This is a genomic window from Methylicorpusculum oleiharenae (assembly GCF_009828925.2).
GTDB lineage: Bacteria > Pseudomonadota > Gammaproteobacteria > Methylococcales > Methylomonadaceae > Methylicorpusculum > Methylicorpusculum oleiharenae.
In genome coordinates, this window is record NZ_WUTY02000001.1 from 3,022,721 (window position 1) to 3,043,102 (window position 20,382).

The 20,382-nt window shown below is 45.7% G+C and carries 17 protein-coding genes and 1 tRNA gene; 7 read left to right on the top strand and 11 right to left on the bottom strand.

Translation table 11 applies throughout. From position 1 onward, the window contains the following. Positions 1–4: 4 nt before the first annotated feature. The gene (locus GO003_RS13620) at positions 5–604 is read right to left on the bottom strand and encodes a LexA family protein (protein ID WP_159656154.1); all 600 of its coding nucleotides are present in this window, start codon (positions 602–604) and stop codon (positions 5–7) included. A gap of 268 nt (positions 605–872) precedes the next feature. On the opposite strand from GO003_RS13620, the gene GO003_RS13625 reads away from it, so the two are divergent. Next, a protein-coding gene (locus GO003_RS13625; RefSeq protein ID WP_407942102.1) for an IS5 family transposase occupies positions 873–1,690 on the top strand; the annotation gives its coding sequence in 2 pieces (ribosomal slippage) (positions 873–972 and positions 972–1,690; 819 coding nt in all). Between the two features lie 225 nt (positions 1,691–1,915). On the opposite strand, the gene GO003_RS13630 is transcribed toward GO003_RS13625, so the two are convergent. Continuing rightward, positions 1,916–2,002: transfer RNA gene (locus GO003_RS13630), tRNA-Leu, on the bottom strand. Between the two features lie 91 nt (positions 2,003–2,093). On the opposite strand from GO003_RS13630, the gene queA reads away from it, so the two are divergent. From queA to GO003_RS13645, 3 genes are all read left to right on the top strand, one after another. Next, positions 2,094–3,116, top strand: coding sequence for a tRNA preQ1(34) S-adenosylmethionine ribosyltransferase-isomerase QueA (queA, locus tag GO003_RS13635; protein WP_159652639.1), 1,023 nt, complete (start codon positions 2,094–2,096; stop codon positions 3,114–3,116). Positions 3,117–3,182: 66 nt separating this feature from the next. Then, on the top strand, positions 3,183–6,647 hold the full coding sequence (gene mfd, locus GO003_RS13640; protein WP_159652641.1) for a transcription-repair coupling factor: 3,465 nt from the start codon (positions 3,183–3,185) through the stop codon (positions 6,645–6,647). A 163-nt stretch (positions 6,648–6,810) separates the two neighbouring features. Continuing rightward, complete coding sequence (locus tag GO003_RS13645) at positions 6,811–7,911, top strand: AI-2E family transporter (protein WP_159652643.1); 1,101 nt, start codon at positions 6,811–6,813, stop codon at positions 7,909–7,911. A gap of 27 nt (positions 7,912–7,938) precedes the next feature. Here the strand turns inward: GO003_RS13645 and GO003_RS13650 are convergent, their stop codons facing one another. The 3 genes from GO003_RS13650 to GO003_RS13660 are packed head-to-tail and all read right to left on the bottom strand — an operon-like array spanning position 7,939 to position 10,368. Continuing rightward, complete coding sequence (locus GO003_RS13650; RefSeq protein WP_159652645.1) at positions 7,939–9,354, bottom strand: PhoH family protein; 1,416 nt, start codon at positions 9,352–9,354, stop codon at positions 7,939–7,941. 6 nt (positions 9,355–9,360) lie between these two features. Beyond that, positions 9,361–9,834 (bottom strand): peroxiredoxin, encoded by a 474-nt coding sequence (locus GO003_RS13655; RefSeq protein ID WP_159652647.1) that lies wholly within the window; start codon positions 9,832–9,834, stop codon positions 9,361–9,363. A gap of 9 nt (positions 9,835–9,843) precedes the next feature. Then, a complete protein-coding gene (locus GO003_RS13660) occupies positions 9,844–10,368 on the bottom strand; it encodes a glycine cleavage system protein R (RefSeq protein ID WP_159652649.1) in 525 nt (174 codons plus the stop codon). A gap of 177 nt (positions 10,369–10,545) precedes the next feature. On the opposite strand from GO003_RS13660, the gene GO003_RS13665 reads away from it, so the two are divergent. Both GO003_RS13665 and GO003_RS13670 read left to right on the top strand, forming a co-directional pair. After that, positions 10,546–12,291, top strand: a complete 1,746-nt coding sequence (locus GO003_RS13665) for an SPOR domain-containing protein (RefSeq protein WP_159652651.1) — start codon at positions 10,546–10,548, stop codon at positions 12,289–12,291. Between the two features lie 348 nt (positions 12,292–12,639). Continuing rightward, entirely contained in the window at positions 12,640–13,422 is a 783-nt protein-coding gene (locus GO003_RS13670; RefSeq protein ID WP_159652653.1) for a hypothetical protein, read from the top strand. 47 nt (positions 13,423–13,469) lie between these two features. Here the strand turns inward: GO003_RS13670 and gloB are convergent, their stop codons facing one another. From gloB to GO003_RS13690, 4 genes are all read right to left on the bottom strand, one after another. After that, entirely contained in the window at positions 13,470–14,234 is a 765-nt protein-coding gene (gloB, locus tag GO003_RS13675) for a hydroxyacylglutathione hydrolase (protein ID WP_159652655.1), read from the bottom strand. A 203-nt stretch (positions 14,235–14,437) separates the two neighbouring features. Continuing rightward, positions 14,438–15,121: a monofunctional biosynthetic peptidoglycan transglycosylase gene (gene mtgA / locus GO003_RS13680; protein WP_231088988.1), complete on the bottom strand. Its 684-nt coding sequence runs from the start codon at positions 15,119–15,121 to the stop codon at positions 14,438–14,440. 120 nt (positions 15,122–15,241) lie between these two features. Further along, positions 15,242–16,102 carry an OmpA family protein gene (locus GO003_RS13685; protein WP_159652657.1) on the bottom strand — a complete coding sequence of 287 codons (861 nt, stop codon included), beginning with the start codon at positions 16,100–16,102 and terminating at the stop codon, positions 15,242–15,244. Positions 16,103–16,150: 48 nt separating this feature from the next. After that, complete coding sequence (locus GO003_RS13690; protein ID WP_159652659.1) at positions 16,151–16,546, bottom strand: DUF4398 domain-containing protein; 396 nt, start codon at positions 16,544–16,546, stop codon at positions 16,151–16,153. 304 nt (positions 16,547–16,850) lie between these two features. Here GO003_RS13690 and GO003_RS13695 point away from each other — a divergent pair, with 304 nt between their 5' ends. Next, positions 16,851–17,078 (top strand): PA3496 family putative envelope integrity protein, encoded by a 228-nt coding sequence (locus GO003_RS13695; RefSeq protein ID WP_159652661.1) that lies wholly within the window; start codon positions 16,851–16,853, stop codon positions 17,076–17,078. Between the two features lie 262 nt (positions 17,079–17,340). Here the strand turns inward: GO003_RS13695 and GO003_RS13700 are convergent, their stop codons facing one another. Beyond that, positions 17,341–17,892, bottom strand: coding sequence for an exosortase system-associated protein, TIGR04073 family (locus tag GO003_RS13700; protein ID WP_159652663.1), 552 nt, complete (start codon positions 17,890–17,892; stop codon positions 17,341–17,343). 55 nt (positions 17,893–17,947) lie between these two features. Then, the gene (locus tag GO003_RS13705) at positions 17,948–20,227 is read right to left on the bottom strand and encodes a Tex family protein (RefSeq protein WP_159652665.1); all 2,280 of its coding nucleotides are present in this window, start codon (positions 20,225–20,227) and stop codon (positions 17,948–17,950) included. Positions 20,228–20,382 lie beyond the last annotated feature (155 nt).

A 20,382-nucleotide genomic window follows, 5' to 3' on the forward strand; every position in this document is an offset into this window, starting at 1 on the left:
ACCGTTAGACCGAATGAATCACGTTGGTGACCACGCCCCAGATGACCATATCCATTCCGTCCTGAACGACAATATCGGGATAAGCCGGATTCTCGGCACCCAGCACGATGACGTCACGCTCACTTTTTAAACGTTTTACCGTCAATTCGCCGTTTAGTGCGCAAATAATGATTTTACCGGTGACGGGTTCCAGCGATCGGTCTACGACCAGAATGTCGTTGGGATGAATGCCCGCACCGAGCATTGATTCGCCTTCCGCACGCACGAAAAAAGTCGCCGCCGGTCTTTGTACCAGCAACTCATTCAGATCCAGCGTTTTTTCAATATAATCGTCGGCCGGAGAGGGAAAACCCGCCGCCACTTTGCCACTGAATAAAGGTAAGGCTGTCTTGGGTGCGTCTCTGTCAGGCTGGAAAGTTTCGAATGAAACCCGGGTTTGCTGACTTTGCTGTTGACGCTGTTGCAGCAGATTTTTCAATTCCGGAATCATGCTTTCCGGTACCCGGATTGCTTGTGTCGTTTCACCGTAAACCGACGAGCCTTTTTTACGACCTGCGCCGGATCTGGCCCCGCCGCGTGTATCTTTGTGAGTGGGAAGAGTCATAATGAGCTACTATAATAATGTACACTTTTCAAAGTGACATATTAGCACTGATTTTAACTTTTCAGCGTATTTTATAGTGCGCCGGATATCTGGAGCCTATTACCGCGTAAAGTCAGGCAGCTTAACCTCAAAAAGTAACAGCAGTCTTTGCAGTTGCTGCGCCCATTGCTGGTCATCTTTCTCATAAGCCCTTTCCAGAGCCTCTTCTAAGTACGTGTTTTAAAAGTCGCCAATGCTGCCTAAATCTGCAAAAATCTAATTTTTTGCCGTGGCTAAGAAGAGACAGATTAAACGCTACCCAACCGATTTAAACGATAGAAAATGGAAGTTGATCCAAGATTTATTTTCGGCCGCCTTGCCAGGTGGGCGCCTAGACAAGTGAATTTACGCAAAATTGTTAATGCTATTTTGTATATGGCTCGTAGCGGTTGCGCCTGGCGACTCCTGCCTCTCAATGACTTTCCGCCCTATCAAACGGTATACGGATATTACCGGCGCTGGATTAAAGACGGAACATGGGAACGTATTCACGACACGCTGAGGGCTCAGGTCAGGCGAAAAGCCGGGCGTCATAAACATCCTACGGCGGGCAGTATTGATAGCCAAAGCGTTAAAACCACTGCCTTGGCCGTTATCAAAGGGTACGATGCGGCCAAATGCATCCAAGGTCGTAAACGCCATATTCTGGTGGATACCTTGGGTCTGTTGCTGGTGGTCGTCGTGACCACTGCGAATGTGCCGGAACGAGAAGGGGCGAAATTAATCCTGGCGTCACTGACGGGCAGCTGTAAAAAACTGCGGCGCATTTGGGTCGACGGTGGCTACCGTGGCCAAGAATTTAGCGCGTGGATAGCGGAGCGTTTTCGTATTGCCTGGGCCGTTGTTCTTCGATCCGATAAGGCAAAAGGCTTTGAATTGTTGCCACGTCGCTGGGTCGTGGAGCGAACCTTTGCATGGCTTTATCGCTACCGCCGGTTGAGTAAGGATTATGAAGTCAGTATTGAATCCAGTCGAGCATTTGTCCATATTGCCATGATCAATTTGATGCTCAATAGACTAACCAAAGGCTCTCCTGCCAACTTTTGAGACACGTACTAATGTTAAATGAGTCTGAAGGAGTGTTGAACTTTCTAACGGAAATGATTCGGACTAAAGCTTAAATCTCGTTCATGATGAAAAGAGCCGGACAATACCGTTCCGTTTTTTGGATGAAATTCAGTGGTTGTTGAGGGGCTTTTTTATAAAGGGGATAAAACTTTCAGGCATAAAAAAAGGACTGGGCCAAAAAAGCCTAAGTCCTTGTTTTATCTTTGGTACCGAGGGCCGGAATCGAACCGGCACGATGTTGCCATCACCGGATTTTGAATCCGGCGCGTCTACCAGTTCCGCCACCCCGGCAAAGAGAGCATAATATAATCAAAGACCGGGTGCATTGCAAGCGTATATTTGATGTATTTTTCTGTTTAATAAACTGGTAACATCGCACGCCATGAAAAAAAGCGATTATTACTACCTGTTACCGGAACATCTGATAGCCCAGAGACCTCTACCTGAACGCAGCGCGAGCCGGCTATTATGTCTTGATTCTGCGCAGTCCCAAATCAGTGACAAGCATTTTTCCGATTTTATTGATTTGGTCAATCCTGATGATCTATTGGTATTTAATAACACCAAAGTGATTCCTGCCCGGTTGTTTGGTCAAAAAGCAACGGGCGGCAAAGTTGAAATTCTGATTGAACGGATTCTGGGCAGCGATCAGGCATTAACTCATATCAGAGCGAGTAAAGCTCCCAAGCCTGATTCGTTAATTATCCTGGAGCAAGGCTATTTTTGCCGGGTTCTAGGTCGTGATAACGATCTGTTTCATTTGTCATTTCAAGGCGATAAAAGTCTGCTGGAGATGCTGACGCAAATCGGCCATATTCCGTTGCCGCCTTATATCGATAGAGCCGACGATCAAACCGACATTACCCGTTATCAAACCGTCTTTGCGCAGGAGGAAGGTGCTGTTGCTGCGCCCACTGCGGGTTTGCATTTTTCTGAAGAGGTACTTGAAGCACTGAGCGCGAAAGGGGTTCATTCGGCGTTTGTGACCTTACATGTGGGTAGCGGTACTTTTCAGCCTGTGCGCGTTGAAGACCTATCGCAGCATATCATGCATAAAGAATATTTCGCCGTACGCGAAGAAACTGTTAAGGCGGTTGAACAGGCTCGTGCCAGGGGAGGGCGTGTCATTGCGATAGGAACTACGGCAGTGCGGGCTTTGGAATCGGCGTCACAATCGGGCTGTTTGTCGGCGGGTTTTGGTGATACCGAACTCTTTATAACGCCTGGCTATCAGTTTAAATCGGTGGATGCCCTGTTGACCAATTTTCACCTGCCGGAATCTACCCTGTTAATGTTGGTTTCTGCCTTTTCCGGATACGAAAACATCATGAAAGCCTATCAGCATGCAATTGAGCAGCAATACCGGTTTTTCAGTTACGGTGATGCGATGTTGCTGACGCACTGACCCGCTGCGAAGGGTTTAAGGTTATACTACCGCCTTTTTGAATAACCGTTTCAAGCGCGCCCGGATATGCCCGAAAATCCCGATTTATTTCATTCCGCTCAACTTCCTAAATCTCCCACGCTACCCTTGATCTGGACAGGATTAAACGGATGCGGCGATTCGCTGGCGCTGGCTACCGCGATCAAACGTGAAAACCGCCTGTTTTTGATTGCGACTCCGGATAATCAAACGGCTTTGCGCCTTGAGCATGAGCTGGCGTTTTTTCTGCAAAATCAGCTGCCGATTCTGCATTTTCCCGATTGGGAAACCTTGCCGTACGACGTTTTTTCTCCGTTACCCGATATCGTTTCTGAACGCCTGAAAACCCTGGCTTTGTTACCTCAGGTTTCGCATGGCGCGTTGGTTGTGTCGGTGGCAACGCTGATGCACCGTTTGGCGCCTCGCGAACATGTGCTGGCCAACAGTTTTTCTATCAAATTGGGTGATCTGTTTAACCTTGAATTGAATCGGATCAAGCTGGAAAGCGTTGGTTACCAATGTGTTTCGCAGGTTTATCAGCATGGCGAATTTGCGGTCAGGGGCTCGATTGTCGATTTATTTCCGATGGGCAGCAAAGTTCCTTATCGCATCGAGTTATTTGATGAGGATATCGAGTCAATCAGAACCTTTGATCCGGAAACGCAGCTTTCGGTAGGTAAGGTCGAGGCGATTCATTTGTTTCCGGCTAGAGAGTTTCCCTTTACCGATGAGGCGATCAAGCATTTCAGGCAATCGTTCCGTATTCATTTTCCCGAAAGTTCGCCCAAAAACACCTTGTATCTGGATGTCAGCAAAGGCATAACCCCCGGGGGGATTGAATACTATCTGCCGCTTTTTGTGGAAGCGACTGCCACACTGTTTGATTACCTGCCCAAGTCCACGGTTCTGGTTGCCAATGATGCCTTCGAGACCCATGCCCAGGGTTTTTATGCGGAAGCGCAAGAGCGTTATCAGCAACGTAAATACGATGTTGAAAGGCCTTTGTTATCGCCCGACTTGCTGTTTCTATCCGCCGAAGAGTTGCTGGATCGTAGTGGTGGCTTTACGCGGATTACGTTAAGACAAACGCTGCAGGCAAGCGAAAGTGCGGTCGACTTTAAATGCAGGCTATTGCCTGATCTTACGATCGATGCCAAGCAAAAAGAACCGGCCCAGGCATTACGCAGCTTCATGGATGCATTCCCTGGCAAAGTGCTGTTTGTCGCCGAAACGGCAGGACACAGGGAGGGGGTTCAGGACAAACTGGCTAAAAACGGTATCCGTGTCAAGCCGGTAGAGAGTTGGGACGCCTTTCTCAAGTCCGAACAATCGCCTTGTTTGTTGGTTGCGCCTATGGACCATGGGCTCTGGCTGGATAATCCGGCACTTGCCATTATCACGCAAAGCCAACTGACCGGCGAGAAGGTCGAACAGCGTCGGCGCAGGAAAAAGTCGGCGGCTCGTGAGCTGGAAAACATCGTCAATAATCTCACTGAGTTGACTATCGGTGACCCGGTCGTGCATCAGGAACACGGAGTAGGCCGTTATCTGGGTCTGCAGACGCTGGAACTGGGCGGTGTGACCCAGGAGTTTTTGATGCTGGAGTATGCCGGCAACGACAAACTCTATGTGCCGGTGTCGTCATTGAATGTCATTGGCCGTTATACCGGGGTCAGTCCTGAGAATGCCCCTCTGCACAGATTAGGGGGCGATCAATGGGGTAAAGCCAAGAAGAAAGCCATGGAGCGGATTCGCGACGTGGCCGCCGAATTGCTGGATATCGTTGCCAAGCGTGCGCTCAAAAAAGGCCATGCATTTGCGATTGATGAAGCTGATTATCAGGCTTTTGCGGACGCATTTCCGTTCGAAGAAACACCGGATCAGCAAACCGCCATTGAAGCAATTTTGGATGACATGCTCAGTTCAAGGCCTATGGATCGGGTGATTTGCGGCGACGTCGGCTTCGGTAAGACCGAGGTATCGATGCGTGCTGCATTTATTGCCGTTCAGGGCGGCAAACAGGTGTCTGTTCTGGTGCCGACGACCTTGCTGGCACAACAGCATTATCAAAATTTTCGCGATCGGTTTGCCGACTGGCCGGTACGTATTGAAGTCATGTCGCGTTTCGTATCGCCCAAGCAGCAGCAAGTCATCATCAGCGATCTGGAGGAAGGCAAAGTCGATATTATTATCGGGACTCATAAATTACTGTCCAAAGACATCAGATACAAAGCCTTGGGTCTGGTGGTTATTGATGAGGAGCACCGCTTCGGTGTGCGCCAGAAAGAGTATTTCAAGAAACTGCGCAATGAGCTGGACATCTTGACTATGACGGCCACACCCATTCCCAGGACTTTGAATATGGCCATGTCGGGCCTGCGGGATATTTCTATCATAGCCAGTCCGCCGCCCAACCGGCATGCGATTAAAACATTCATCAGCGAATGGATAGACTCGCAGATTAAAGAAGCTTGTCAACGCGAGATCAAGCGTGGCGGCCAGGTATTTTTTCTGCACAATGATGTCAAGACCATGGAGAAAATGGCCCGTGAACTGGAATCATTGTTACCCGAAGCGCGCATTGAAATTGCGCATGGTCAAATGCCGGAGCGCGAACTGGAAAAAATCATGCTGGATTTTTACCATCAGCGTTTTAACCTGCTGCTGTGTTCCACGATTATAGAAAGCGGTATCGATATCCCCAGCGCCAACACCATTGTAATCAATCGAGCCGACAAACTGGGCCTCGCCCAGTTGCATCAGTTGCGTGGCCGGGTAGGGCGCTCGCATCACCGCGCCTATGCCTATTTTATTGTGCCGCCCAAAGCCGCAATCAGTAAAGATGCAATAAAACGGCTGGAAGCTCTGGAAGCCTCCGGAGATTTAGGTGCAGGTTTCATGCTGTCTTCTCATGACTTGGAAATTCGAGGCGCGGGAGAGTTACTGGGTGATGAACAAAGCGGTCAAATCCAGGAAATCGGCTTTACCCTTTACACTGAATTGCTGGAGCGTGCCGTTAACGCCATGAAATCCGGTAAACAACCGGAACTCGATGCGCCGCTGGATATCGGTCCCGAAGTTGACTTACAAGCCCCGGCTTTGATTCCGGAAGATTATCTTCCGGATATTCATTCCCGTCTGGTACTTTACAAACGTATCGCCAATGCTGAATCTGATGAGGATCTGCGCGAATTGCAAGTTGAAATGATCGATCGGTTCGGACTCTTGCCTGAACCGGTTAAAACGTTATTCAGCGTTGCGGAACTGAAACAGCAGGCAAGCGAACTCGGCATTAAAAAAATTGAGGCTAATGCTGCCGGCGGCCGCTTTGTGTTCTCATCAGAACCGAAAGTTAATACCGATCAACTCATCCGGCTCATACAAACCCAAGCGCAGATTTATAAATTCGACGGTGCCGACAAACTGCGGTTTATCAAGCCGTTTGCCGAGGTCACTGAAAAATTGGCATTTATCACCGAATTGCTTAGCCAGCTTACCCCGCTAGACGGCTAGGCAGATCTGATCAGTCCTGGAGTCGGTTAAAATAAGCTGGCAATTGAAATGGACTATTTTAGATGCGGCTGAAACTTTGATTTGATCTTGTTAGGCCTTCAAAACTTCGGTTTGCAAGCTCTATTCAGGTAGAATGTACGGAAAATAATAATTATTATAAAAAATGATAACACAATCAGATTCTCCCGATTTTCGCCTCATCAAAAATTACATCAAACGGGTTTTACCAAATTCTCAGGCGGTTGCCCTGTTACTCATTATACTGATCAGCTTAGGGCTTATATTAACCTTATCTGATTTGCTGATGCCTGTGTTTGCCTCCGTTGTTCTGGCTTATTTGCTGGATGGGTTGGTAGAAAAACTGATAAAAAACAAAATGCCAAGATTACCTGCTGTCTATCTGGTTTTTTCATGTTTTTTAGCTTTGCTTGGGTTCTTTATTTTTATTCTGATGCCCATGCTTTCCGGACAGGCGATAGAATTGGTTCATCACATTCCTGAGATTGTCAAGCTTGTCCAATTTGAAATTCTGCGGCTTCCTGAAATGTATCCTCAATTCATTTCCCTGGAAAGAATCCAGGATTTTATGTACACAGTGCAAAGAGAAATTTTAACTTACGGACAAGGTGCCATATCGTTCTCCGCCGCTTCAGTGGTTGGATTGGTCACTGCGATGATTTATCTGTTTTTAGTGCCGATGATGGTGTTCTTTTTTTTAAAAGATAAACGGGTTTTGTTGGCGTGGTTTGTTCAGTTTTTGCCTAGAGACAGAGTGTTAACACAAAGCGTCTGGCGTGAAGTGGATATGCAAATCGGAAATTATGTTCGAGGTAAATTTGCCGAGGTGATCATACTGATGTCTATCAGTTACGTGACTTTTTCGGCAATGGGTTTGAATTACTCTATTTTATTATCCGTATTGATGGGGCTATCGGTCGTTATTCCCTACGTCGGCGCTACTTTGGTGACATTCCCTGTGCTTGGAATAGCCTATTTCCAATGGGGTATGATCAGTGACAATTTTATGTATATTGTCATTGCCTACAGTGTCATACAGGCTTTGGATGGTGTCGTATTAGTGCCTTTGTTGTTTTCGGAAGCGGTCAATCTTCATCCCATTGCCATTATTGTAGCGATTTTGTTTTTTGGTGGCTTATGGGGGGTTTGGGGGGTGTTTTTTGCGATTCCGCTAGCTACCGTTGTTAAAGCGGTGCTAACGGCCTGGCCTCGCATTAGCGATGCCAATGACACCATTCAAGTGTAATTGAAGGGTGATAATCATTTATTGGGTTTATAGAATTTCGGAGGCATAGTCAGCCAATCGCGATCTTTCGCCCTGTTTTAAAGTGATGTGCGCGCCATGGGGCCATGTCTTAAAGCGATCAACAATGTAGGTCAGGCCTGATGTCGTTGCTGTTAAATAAGGTGTGTCAATCTGGCTCAAGTTACCGATACAGATTATTTTTGTTCCCGGTCCGGCCCGCGTTATCAGCGTCTTCATTTGCTTGGATGTCAGGTTTTGAGCCTCGTCAATAATCAGGTATCGATTGAGAAAGGTGCGGCCACGCATGAAATTAAGCGACCTGATTTTAATTCTATTCATGATCAGGTTATTGCTCACGCCCTGTTGCCAGTCGGTTTGTCCTGACTGACTCCCAAGCAATTCCAGATTATCCATTAATGCGCCCATCCAGGGAGCCATTTTTTCCTCTTCCGTACCCGGAAGAAAACCGATATCTTCCCCTACCGGCATGGTCTCGCGAGTCATGATAATCTCGTTGTAGATTTTGTTTTCCAGCGTCAGTGTCAAGCCCGCCGCCAGTGCCAGCAAGGTCTTTCCTGTGCCCGCTGTTCCTAACAGCGTGACAAAGTCGATTTCCGGATCAAGCAGTACATTGAGGGCAAAATTCTGCTCTCTATTTTTAGCCGTGATTCCCCAAACATTGTTATGAGAGTTTCGAAAATCCCTGGCTAGTTCCAGAACTGCTGTTTTGCCATCGCAGGAGCGAACAATGGCTTCAAAATTGGACTCGTTTTCTATGAAAAGGTATTGATTGGGATACCATCCGACGACTAGGGGACCTTGAAGCTTATAAAAAGTCCTACCCAATTGCTGCCAGGATTCCATTTGACTGCCGTGTTTTTCCCAGAAATCGTCATCCAGCGCTGAAGAGCCGCTGTATAACAGATTAATGTCATCCAGGGTTTGGTCATTATGATAATCTTCAGCATGAAGCGCCAGGGTGGCCGCTTTAATCCTCAGGTTAATGTCCTTGGAGACCAGGCATACTCTGATATCCGGGTGCTGTTTGCTGAGCGCCAGAACAATTGCCAAAATCGAATTGTCAGCCAGATGCCCCGGCATTGACTCAGGTAACATCGACGACAATTGACTGGTTTGAAAAAACAGCCGTCCTGCTGTCTTGTTCTCATTGTCCGGTGTATGTTCGATGCGTGATAGAGGCAGGCCCTCGGATAGGGTCTGAAAGGTAGCGCCCTGGATCAATTCATCAAGAAAACGGCTAACCTGCCGAACGTTTCGCGCAACTTCAGACAGACCTTTCTTGCCATGATCGAGTTCTTCCAGAACAATCATGGGAATGAACAGGTTATGTTCCTGAAAACGGAAAATAGCCGTTGGGTCATGCATTAAAACATTGGTATCCAATACGAACAGTTTCTTTTTGGGGTCTAACGGCAGGTTCATGTATGTTTATGCCTTCAGTTGAGTAATGGCGTCCAAGACTTCTTCTACATGGCCTTTAACTTTGACCTTACGCCATTCCCTGACCAACCGGCCTTCCTTATCCAAAAGGAACGTGCTGCGTTCTATGCCTCTTACCTGTTTGCCATACATGGATTTCATCTTTATGACATCGAATACGCTGCACAGCGTTTCGTCGGGATCCGAAATCAATTCAAATGGAAACGCCTGTTTGTACTTAAAACCTTCATGCATTTTAACGCTGTCGCGAGATACGCCTAAAATAACCGTGTTCAGCTTATCAAAATCGCTGATGTGATCACGAAATGCCTGGCCTTCCAGCGTGCAACCTGGCGTGTTGTCTTTAGGGTAAAAATAGAGCACAACATATTTTCCCAACAGGTCCGTTGATTTAATTGTAGTGTTTCCGGTTGCCGCGCCTTCAAAGGGAGGAACGAGTTCACCTGGTATTGCAATTGTCATATCAAACTCCTAACGTTTAATGGGCTCAAGAATAGCGTCAAGGTTTAGGTTATCGCAAAAATCTAAAAATTCTTCCCGCAATTGCAGTAATCGTTGATCGGAGGGAATGGTGACAATTAATTTGGTCGACAGAAGAGGCATTTGTGTATATGAATCCAGATACCGGCTGCTTTTAATTTCGATAATATTGATGTTATGCGTTGATAAGAAAACAATTAGACTGAGCATGATGTCGCTTTGATCAATTGTCATGGCTTCAATCATGTAGGGTAAACCGGCTGGATTTTCACCTTTCTTGTCTTGCCGTGATTTATAGATTTGGATTTTTAATTGTTTCTCGAGATTCTCGAAAACATTTTCGAGTTTGGCAATATGATTCCAGTTGCCTTCTACCAGCAGATACCCGGCGGTCATTCCTGACAGATCAGTGGCTCTGATCTCAAGGACGGCACACTTGCACTGGTTGATGGCCATAAGCAGTTGTTCGATGTAAGCGGTACGGCTTTTTCCTAAGACGGTGAGGGCTAATTGCATAGTCTCTTTTCCATGGTTTTTGGGCAAAGTGTACCACTAAATAGAACCGTTTCAGAAAATTAGTGGTGTTTTATACTCAATGGGATCGATGTCTTTAAGTCCTTTAATTTCAACATTAGTCTGAGAAATTACTATAATTCCCCTATTGTTTTTAAAGAAAAGTTTAAGAGAAAACCTATGGCCGATTCAAAAGAAGTCAAACCGAATGCTTCTTCAACCCCAAAAAGAACGGCAGGCAAGCCCCCCAGTTTTGCTGAAGATCTGGATTCAATGCTGGATGATGCGGCTTCATCATTCGACGAAGTTGGCGAACTCATGGATGACGAGGACGCAATAGACAAGTTATTGATGGAAAATTCCCTGGCGACCAATGAGGCCAATGATGAGCTGGAAATTGACGAAGATTTAGATGCATTATTTGATGACGATGATCTGGAGCTTGAAGACAGTGAGGTCAATCGCTTGGAAAATGCCGTAACTGAATCGGATGATGATCAATTAAATGGTCTGATTTCCTATGCGCTTGATGACTCTTTTGAAGAGGCTTCGATAATGGCTGAAATTGATGAATTTGATGATGTTCTATCGGATAATTTGCTTGAACTTCCTGAGGCTAAAGTGGCTGTAGAACCCATTGAAATCGATGAGTCGTCAATGAATGCTCTTGATGAAGATTTTACTTTAGCCAGCTTTGATATCGGAGATGATGACGAAGAAGGACAGGAACCTGATATTTTTGAGGATGAAACACAAGGCGTAATCGCAAGTGCTGAGTCCGAGTTAGATGATTTCGATCTTGAAATTGATGAGTTTGCGGATGATGAGTTTGCCAGTCCGGAAGAAACGGTTCCAGCAGCTTTTGCAGATGACTCCGTCGATGAATTTTCTGAAACTGCTGACAGTAAAGATGATGAATCTGTATTCAATGCTGCGGTAAGTGCTCAGATCAGTCAGTTATTCAGTGAGCTAGAAGCTATCAAGCATAAGCAGGCAGTTCTGCCTGAACCGGCCGTTACCGATAATTCGGAAGATATCGAACAACTCAAAAAAGCTCAGAAAACCTTAAAATCACACGTAGATGAAAAAATTGTAAAACTGCCAACGATCAGTTATTCAGCCTTAGGTGTAGGCGTGCTCGGTTTGATTTTGGGGTCGGTATCAACCTTTATGGTTGTCAGTTCACAATCCGATTTAACCGCGGCCACTGAATCGATATCAACGTTGGAAGATGACATGAGTGCACTTGTTGTCAAAACCGGCCAAAAAGAAATGGATGAGTTAAAGGCAACCGTTGAGCAATTATCAGAACAGGTTGCGAATTTGACTTCGGCTAAAACACCGCCCGAAGTGCCGGTCGCTCAGTTGGTAGCTGATGCCCAAAAACCAGCAGAACCTGTCCCGGTTATAACGACTGGAAATGCGTCTGAACCGGCAGGTAAAACACCGGGTGATTCAAATGAGAAAGTCAGTGTTATCGAAACAGCGGCGCCTGAGTCAACAGTGCAAATTAAAGAAAATGAAGCGTTAAAAACCAATGAGGCGGGTCCATTACCTGCTGAAAAACCTCCAGAGGCAAACAAACCGCAAGCAAAGCCAGCGGATCAACAAAGCCCTAAAAAAGCGGTTCGGCAGGCAGTAAAGAAACCCGCCCCGAAACCGGTCGTCAGGAAAGCTAATGTTGCCAGTTCACGAGTATGGGCGGTAAATTTAGTCGCATTTCGTCAGGATTGGTACGCGGAAAGAAAAGCGGCTGAATTCACGCGTCAAGGGATACCTGTTCGAGTCGTGCCTGTAGAGAAGCAAGGTGAAATGTGGTATAGACTTGCTGTGCCCGGCTTCGCGGAAAAAAGTGAAGCGCAGGTTTATGCGGCTCGATTGAAAAAAGCTTTAAATTTGGATTCTGTGTGGGTGGGCCGGGAATAAGGAATTAGATTCGCAAAAGTAAGCCTTTACTGTATCTGCTCACCCATCCCATTTTTTTTGGATGTAGGTGCTTGATTTCAAAGGACGCATGAAACCATTCGTGGTGCTCTCTGCAACATCCCTGTTGCAGAAGCCTTTTCAATCAATCACCTACACCCTCTATTCCAAGTGGGCGAACAGTTATCCTTTACTTTTATCTTAACTACCTGCAGCCAGCATTAAAATAGCCAGAGGGTCAAATATAAATTAGGGTTTATCTTAAGTTTAAATTAAGATGCCCTTACTATTTTGGATATTATATTTTTCTAACTGGGAAAGTTGCCCTGAAATCAATCCTTAGCTGTTTCAGTGAAATTAACAATAATAACAATCACTTTTCTATTAAGCTCATTTGATCTCTATGCCTCGCATGTTGACATGCAAAAGAGCGTCGAGCCGGATTTACTGGAAGATCCGATCTATTCAGTATTGTCTAAAGAAAATAGCCTATCAACCGATGCATCTGATCAGGTTTTTATTAATTCGGAGTCAGCGGCTTTGATTACAGAGTCTACAAATAATTCTGATAAACCGGATAAAAAGAAAACTGTTCCAGCAAATCAAACGAATAAACCCGATCCACAAGTAAGTCAAAACTTTGCATCTTTCTGGGGAAAAGCTTTAACCAGCAAAAAGCCTTCCGCGACTTCGCCAAATTATTTCAGTGAATTGACTCATTTATTGCCAGCTACTGAATGGTCTTTAACCGGTTTATATGAACTTGACTTGGGACAGTTGGGCGATATTACCGAAGTGACAATTAAAAAAATGAATACATTAAAATCAGCACTGAATGATCTTGATGATTTACTGACCTATAAGCTGTATCAGACTATGGGTTACCTTGGAAGTGACTATTCGTTTGGCCGCGAGAGCACTCGATTTGACGAGGCGTTAAAGCGAGATGAGTTTTTTAGAGAAAATCTTCAATCAGCCGGGCTTTCTCATACAACAGAGGTCCCAGGCTTTTTTGCTTTTTTATACGACTTGCCAAAATTGCTCACACTAACAAATATCCTTGGTGTTTTAGGTGTCATGTTCTTTTTGAGTGTGGCCTGGCGTATTTTTCGCTTCATCGTTATCCGTCTTTGACGGTTGTCCGCTCTGTTCACTGGTGATGGCCAGTTTCCCGGCTAAAGTCAGAACTTATCTTTCATCGCTCTCAGCCGGGTAAAAACGCTTAACGAAGATTCACCCTCTCTATCGAAAGCAGTTTGCAACGAAGGCTTGTCCGCTCTAAAAAAAGGATTGGTTTTTTTTTCTAACCCAATTGTTGACGGTAGGGTTGGTGTGTTTACTTTGCGCATTGCTTCTACGTTGAGCACTCTTTGAATCAAGTCAGGATTGCCAGGTTCTACAGTCAAAGCAAAACGACCATTATTAAGTGTATATTCGTGCGCACAATACACTTTTGTTTCATCCGGCAAGTCTCTCAATGACTTTAACGAGTTCCACATTTGTTCGGCCGTTCCCTCGAAAAGTCTGCCGCAACCCATGGCAAACAAAGTATCACCGCAAAACAAAAGCCCGTCCTCAATCGCATGATAAACAATATGGCCGGAGGTATGACCGGGCGTCTCCATTACCTGCAGTCGGACGTCTCCCAACTTTACCCAGTCACCCTCAATCACCGTTTCATCGATTCCCGGAATGCGCCGCCTGTCCTGATAGGCGCCGATAATCCGGCAACCGGTTTGAGCTTTCAGTTCAAGATTTCCACCTACATGATCCTGATGATGATGGGTATTAAAAATACAGTTAAGTGTCCAGCCTTGCGCATCCAGTCGTTCCAGTACCGGAGAGGCGATTGCAGGATCTACCACCGCAGTTTCTTTGGATGCAGGATCATGCAAAAGATAAATATAGTTATCGTTCAGAACGGGTATTTGTATGATATCCAACATAAATTAAACCTTGAATAAGTAAAGACACTCTTAATGTAGCAATTTCCAGTTTGAACTTTTATGTGGCATTAAGGGTTGGCGTAAGCCTTGCGAGGTGCGCCTTAGACCCATCTATAGGGGCTTGACGGCAGCATTCCTGCTGCCGATATCCCTGAAAAGCTTACGCCTCTCCCTCTTAATCATCAAACTGAAAATTGCTGCTATCAATGCCTAAGATTATGCATTTGTTTGAGAATCCAGGCTTGGCGTTTGATCAAATAAGGGCTGGGATTGACCGGGCTGTAGCGCCTCGGATTAGGCAAAATTGCGGCAAGTAATGCTGCATGTTTCGCAGTCAGCTGATCTGCAGGCACTCCAAAATAATAACGGCTGGCTGCGCCGATGCCAAAAACATGATCACCAAACTCCGCGATATTGAGATACACCTCAAGAATGCGCTGCTTGTCCCATACAAGCTCAATCAGGGCAGTAAACCAAAACTCCAGGGCTTTCCTTCCCATATTGCGAGCGGGCGTTAAAAACAGGTTTTTCGCCACTTGTTGGCTGATTGTACTGGCGCCCCGGAGTTTTCCGCCTTTTTGATAGTGAGTCAGTGCTTGAGAAATCGCTTCGGTATCAAATCCACGATGCGAATAAAAGCGCTGATCTTCGGAAGCAATAACCGCTTGTCGGGCATGGTTTGAAATAGCTGACCGGTTTATCCATTGATATTTGATAGGGCGAAAGTTCTTGCCTTGTTCAAATTCCTCTAAATGACGAACGAGCATAAAGGCAGTTGTCGGAGGTGGCAAATATTTCAGTGTACCGATTGCGGCCAATGATAAAACAAGAAATAGGAGGCTAGCAGCAATTACGAAGCGTCTGATAGCTAGTAGAATTTTTGACAAGATTGATTACTGACCTTAGACCTTAAGCTGAAAAGAAGCCACCTCAAATTAATGGAGGCGAATGGAATACTAAGTCAAAAATGGATTAAATCCGGCTGCAGTATGAAAAATCCAGCGAGTTTATCGGCTTTTGATGACACCGTGTTCATCTGAAAGAATGATCTCTACCCGGCGATTTTGTTGTTTTCCCAATTCAGTGTCGTTGGATGCTATCGGGTAGGTTTTGCCGTAACCCACGGCATTGATTCTGCTTGGGTGAATGCCTTGGTGATTTAAAGCAACTTTAACCGCTTCGGCTCTTTTTTCCGATAAAGTCTGATTATAAATATCAGAGCCGGTACTGTCCGTATGACCTTCAATAAGCACATTGCGTTCCGGATATTTTTCAAGAAACTCAACCAATTTGGTGAGAATACGCAGTCCGCCCTCGTTTATGTCCGCTTTGTTGTAATCGAATAACACATCACCCAAGGTAAGCACCATACCTCTGTCGGTTGCCTGTGCTTGCAACTCAGTTAACTGTCTGGCCAGATCTTCGGCTTTTTGTCTGGCTTCTTCAGATTCTCTCAAGGCCTGTTCGGCTTTTTTCTGTGCTTCTTGAGCTTGCCGGGCTCTTAAATCAGCTTCCAGTGTCCTCGCTTCAAGTTGAATCTGTTTTCGTTCCAATTGGGCTTTTGTAATAATCTCTTTGGCAACCGCACTGTCGGCTTTGTGTTGAGCAATTTGAGTTCTAAGCTGGGTTTTGTAAGCCAGACTCTGAAGCGCAGCATCATCGCCGCCTTCACTCTCAAGCGCTTTTAAAGCAGTGAGAGATTCCTCTGCCTCTCTTAATGCGACAGGGGCTTTTTCAGCAATGATGGGGTCGTTCTGTACGCTTCTTACCAGAATTTCTGCTTTAACTATGTCCGGATGAGGCTGAGTGACACAGGCAGAGAGTAAAAAAATCAAAGAACAAACAAAAGTCAGCTTCGCGGTCTTCATGATCGGTTTCATAAAACGTTAAAAAATAAAATAAGGGGTTTGGGCTGATTATTGTTTAATAGATTGATATCGCAGAGACTCTTGTTTTAATACCAGGATGCTCTCCTGAATATCTTCGGCCGCTTGCTTGTTTTTAATGGCCTCTGTCTTGGATTTGGCTAATTCCGCTTCAATCTCTGCGACGGATGCTAAATTTCTGGCTTCTTCATAACGCTCATCTTTTAGTGCCTGTTGTGCTTTTTCAAGGGTTTGATGAGCTTGTCTCAACTCCAGAGGGGCATGGATTTGGGCCCCATCTTCCTGGGCTTCTTCTATCACATAAGAACTGCGGGTAATTTCTTCGTAAGGGGGTGGTGTGCCTGTGCAAGAGACAACCAGTGAATAAACGGGAAAAAGAAAGAAGCGATTAAGCAGGGTAGGCCGAAAAATTCGACGGATGAGCATTAAAAATTTCCTCCGCATAGGTTGGATGATGGTTCTGGGTCATTAAAACACGGTCTTGATAATCGCTGTTTATGAGCAAATTTTCAAGTTAATTTGAATCAATTACAGGTTACAGCATCATTTGCTATCTCCAGGGTCAAGATCATGGGCTATAGTCTCAGAATAAACTAAGAGATAACGGGCAGTTGAATCCAGAAGAAGAAGTGTTTTCGATCCAGAGAAATTAAGCGTTGATCAATAAAAAACGCTTTACTTTGTAAAATTATCGCGATAAAAAGCATTTTTTAATTACGGAGGCAAAATTATGGCCGGTTCTACGTCAGATGTATTGTCCGAAGATATGGATTATGACGACGAAGATGCTGTTGTTATCGCGGTCGACGAATCAGACGAATCAGAGGACTCAATCCAGGCAAAAGCAGGATCAAATTATGACAAAGTGGACGCGCGCAGAAAAATTGAATTGTATTGGGAGAAACGGAGACTTAAAGAGGAATTTGGCGATATTGAGGATTTCGACTTGGACTTTTAAAGCTGTTTTACCTGAACCTATTTGATTTATAAGTGATTAGCATATCAAGCTAACAGACTTTATTCCTCTTAATTGTCATACCGGCATGGACGCAGGTTTGACAGTTTGTTTTGATACACCCCGCCCACTCTAGACTTAAATTCCAAAAGATCACGATTTAAAATCAGTTACAGTGCGTGTTAGATCAATACATCAGCACTTTAACCACTAATATTTTTTACAAAGCTTGCTTTTTAGCGGTATTAAAAGTCAATAAAAACGGTTATTTCATCATCTTGTCTTGGAAAATCACATCCAGTTTTTGAGTATTATCATTATTCAGGTAAGGTTCGTTATATTGAACCGGTGGTGATGGCACAGGCGCCGGTGCATAAACCTTTTCGGCAATTGCGGCAGGTTTGGATTTTCTCACCTGTTCTGACTCGTCCAGTCTATAAGTTTCACCGTAGGTGGTATCCGCGTCGAAATCGTCCCAGATATAAACCGGTTGAGCAATAGGCTGGGTTGGGAGTGGAAATGTAATTAAGTCGGCAACTCCTACGCCGATTCGGCCTCCCATGTTTACAATTCCCTTGAATGTTCCACCGACCAAGCCATAGAAAATATTGCTTTGATTGGTCGTGTTAATAACGTTTTTCGGAATTTCAAGGGGGCTGGACACTATATTGGTAAAGCCAGAGAGTGCTTTATGACCGATTTTTTCACCATAGCTGCCGCCCGGGCGGAAAGACGTATCAGCGAGTACTGAGGAATTTAATAAAGAGCAGAACCCAAGGGTTGAGAGTCCCACAATAACGCGTCGATATTTTGTCATGTCAAATCCTGCCGGTCAGATTAATTTAGGGAGAGTATAGCAGAGCATCGACGTTTTATTTTTTCAGCGCCTTGGCAAAAGCATTAGCCATGGTGCCCTGAAGCGGTTTTTCGGATGACTGTTTGGCTTTGTGATTGTGTTGAGGTTGAGGCGTTGACTTAACCGCTTCTATTAGTGAATCTTTTCTCATCGTCAAAGCGATTCTTTGCCTGCTGACATCAACTTCCAGTACTTTGACCGATACCATATCACCTGTTTTTACAACGGTACGCGGGTCTTTGACAAATTCATCGGCCAGATGGGATATGTGGACCAGGCCGTCCTGGTGGACGCCGATGTCGACAAACGCTCCGAAATTGGCGACATTGGTGACAACACCTTCCAGGATCATGCCCGGTTTTAAATCGGTAATTTTTTCAACGCCTTCTTTATATTTGACGCTCTTGAATTCAGGGCGCGGGTCACGGCCCGGCTTTTCAAGCTCTTTAATAATATCGGTAACGGTAGGCAGGCCGAATTTTTCATTGGTAAAATTTGCGGGTTCCAGCGTTCTTAAAAAACTGCTTTGGCCCAGCAGATCACGGATGGATTTTCCGGTTTTTCCGATAATCGCTTCAACAACCGGATAAGCCTCCGGATGGACGGCAGATGCATCCAGAGGATTGGTGCCATTCATGATGCGCAAAAATCCAGCCGCCTGTTCAAAAGCCTTTTCTCCCAAACGAGGTACTTTTTTAAGTTGTGCGCGATTTTTGAAAGGCCCATTTTGATCGCGAAAAGCGACGATATTTTCACTGACTCCGGCAGATAAACCAGAGACCTGTTTCAACAAAGCGACCGAGGCCGTGTTGACATCAACGCCTACCGCATTGACGCAGTCCTCAACAACAGTATCCAGCATTCTAGCCAATTGCGCCTGATTGACGTCATGCTGATACTGGCCCACACCAATCGACTTGGGATCAATTTTAACCAGTTCAGCCAGAGGATCTTGAAGACGTCTGGCGATTGACACGGCTCCTCTGAGCGATACGTCCAGATCGGGGAATTCTTTAGCGGCCAGTTCAGATGCCGAATAAACGGATGCGCCTGCTTCTGATACTGTTAATTTGCTGAATGTAAGCTCGGGATGCCGCTTCATCACATCAGCAACCAGTTGGTCTGTTTCGCGAGATGCCGTGCCGTTACCGATGCTGACCAGATCGACTTGATAGTATTTGATGTGTCGCGCCAGCTTGGCTATCGATTCATCCCATTGATTCTTTGGCTGGTGGGGGTAAATGGTATCAGTTGCCAGGACTTTACCGGTAGGGTCGACAATCGCGACTTTTACCCCGGTTCGTATGCCGGGGTCCAATCCCATCGTTGCTTTTGGGCCGGCCGGCGCAGCCAGTAATAAATCACGCAAGTTGTTGGCAAATACGCGTATTGCCTCTAGTTCGGCGGCTTCCCTTAGTCTGAGTTTCAAGTCCAGATCAATCCGCGTGTAAAGCTTGATTTTCCAGGCATAACGCGCGGTTTCGGCCAGCCAGGCCTCGGCAGGTTTACTGATGTCCGTGATATTCAGATGTCTTGCAACCCATTGTTCACAGCGTTGATGCTCTTCTTTTTCATCGGTGCCCGGTTTGAGCGAGAGATTTAGCAAATCTTCATTGCGTCCCCGGAAAAGAGCGAGTGCACGATGAGAGGGGATTTTGTCGATGGCTTCCTGGTAATCGAAATAGTCTTTGAATTTTGCAGCTTCCTGCTCTTTATTAGGAACGAGCGTGGCATGCATGACGCCTTTTTGCCAGACACGTTCCCTGAGTTCTGACAGCAACGCGGCGTCTTCTGAAATGCGTTCCATGATTATTTGTCTCGCACCTTCCAATGCGTTAGCACTGTCGTTGATACCCATCTCGGTATTGAGATAATCGAGCGCCGCTTCATCGGGGATCAGGTTGCGATTTTCCAGAAGCGCGTCTGCAAGAGGTTCCAGTCCCGCTTCGCGGGCAATTTGCGCTTTTGTGCGCCTTTTGGGTTTGAACGGTAAGTATAAATCTTCCAAAAGTGTTTTAGTGTCCGCATTCAGGAGGGCTTGTTCCAAATCGGGAGTGAGTTTGCCTTGGATGCCAATACTGTCCAGAATGGTGGCTCGACGATCATTTAACTCACGCAGATAAATAAGCCGCTCTTCCAGATTTCTTAATTGGGTATCATCCAGTCCTCCCGTTGCTTCTTTACGATACCTGGCGATGAAAGGGACAGTGGAGCCCTCATCCAACAGTGAAACGGCGGCATTAACCTGATGGAAAGAAACAGCTAATTCTTCTGCGATGCGTTTTATGACGTCCATGGATCTCAATAAATGTGTTTTTGAAGAGTGCCATTTTAACAAGAGCAGGGTATCTAAAAAACATTTCTTTATTGAGGGGTAACACTGCTGGAATCAAAACAAAAAATTCGTGATCTTCACCAATTGAAAGGGTATGAAATGATTTAATCGATGAC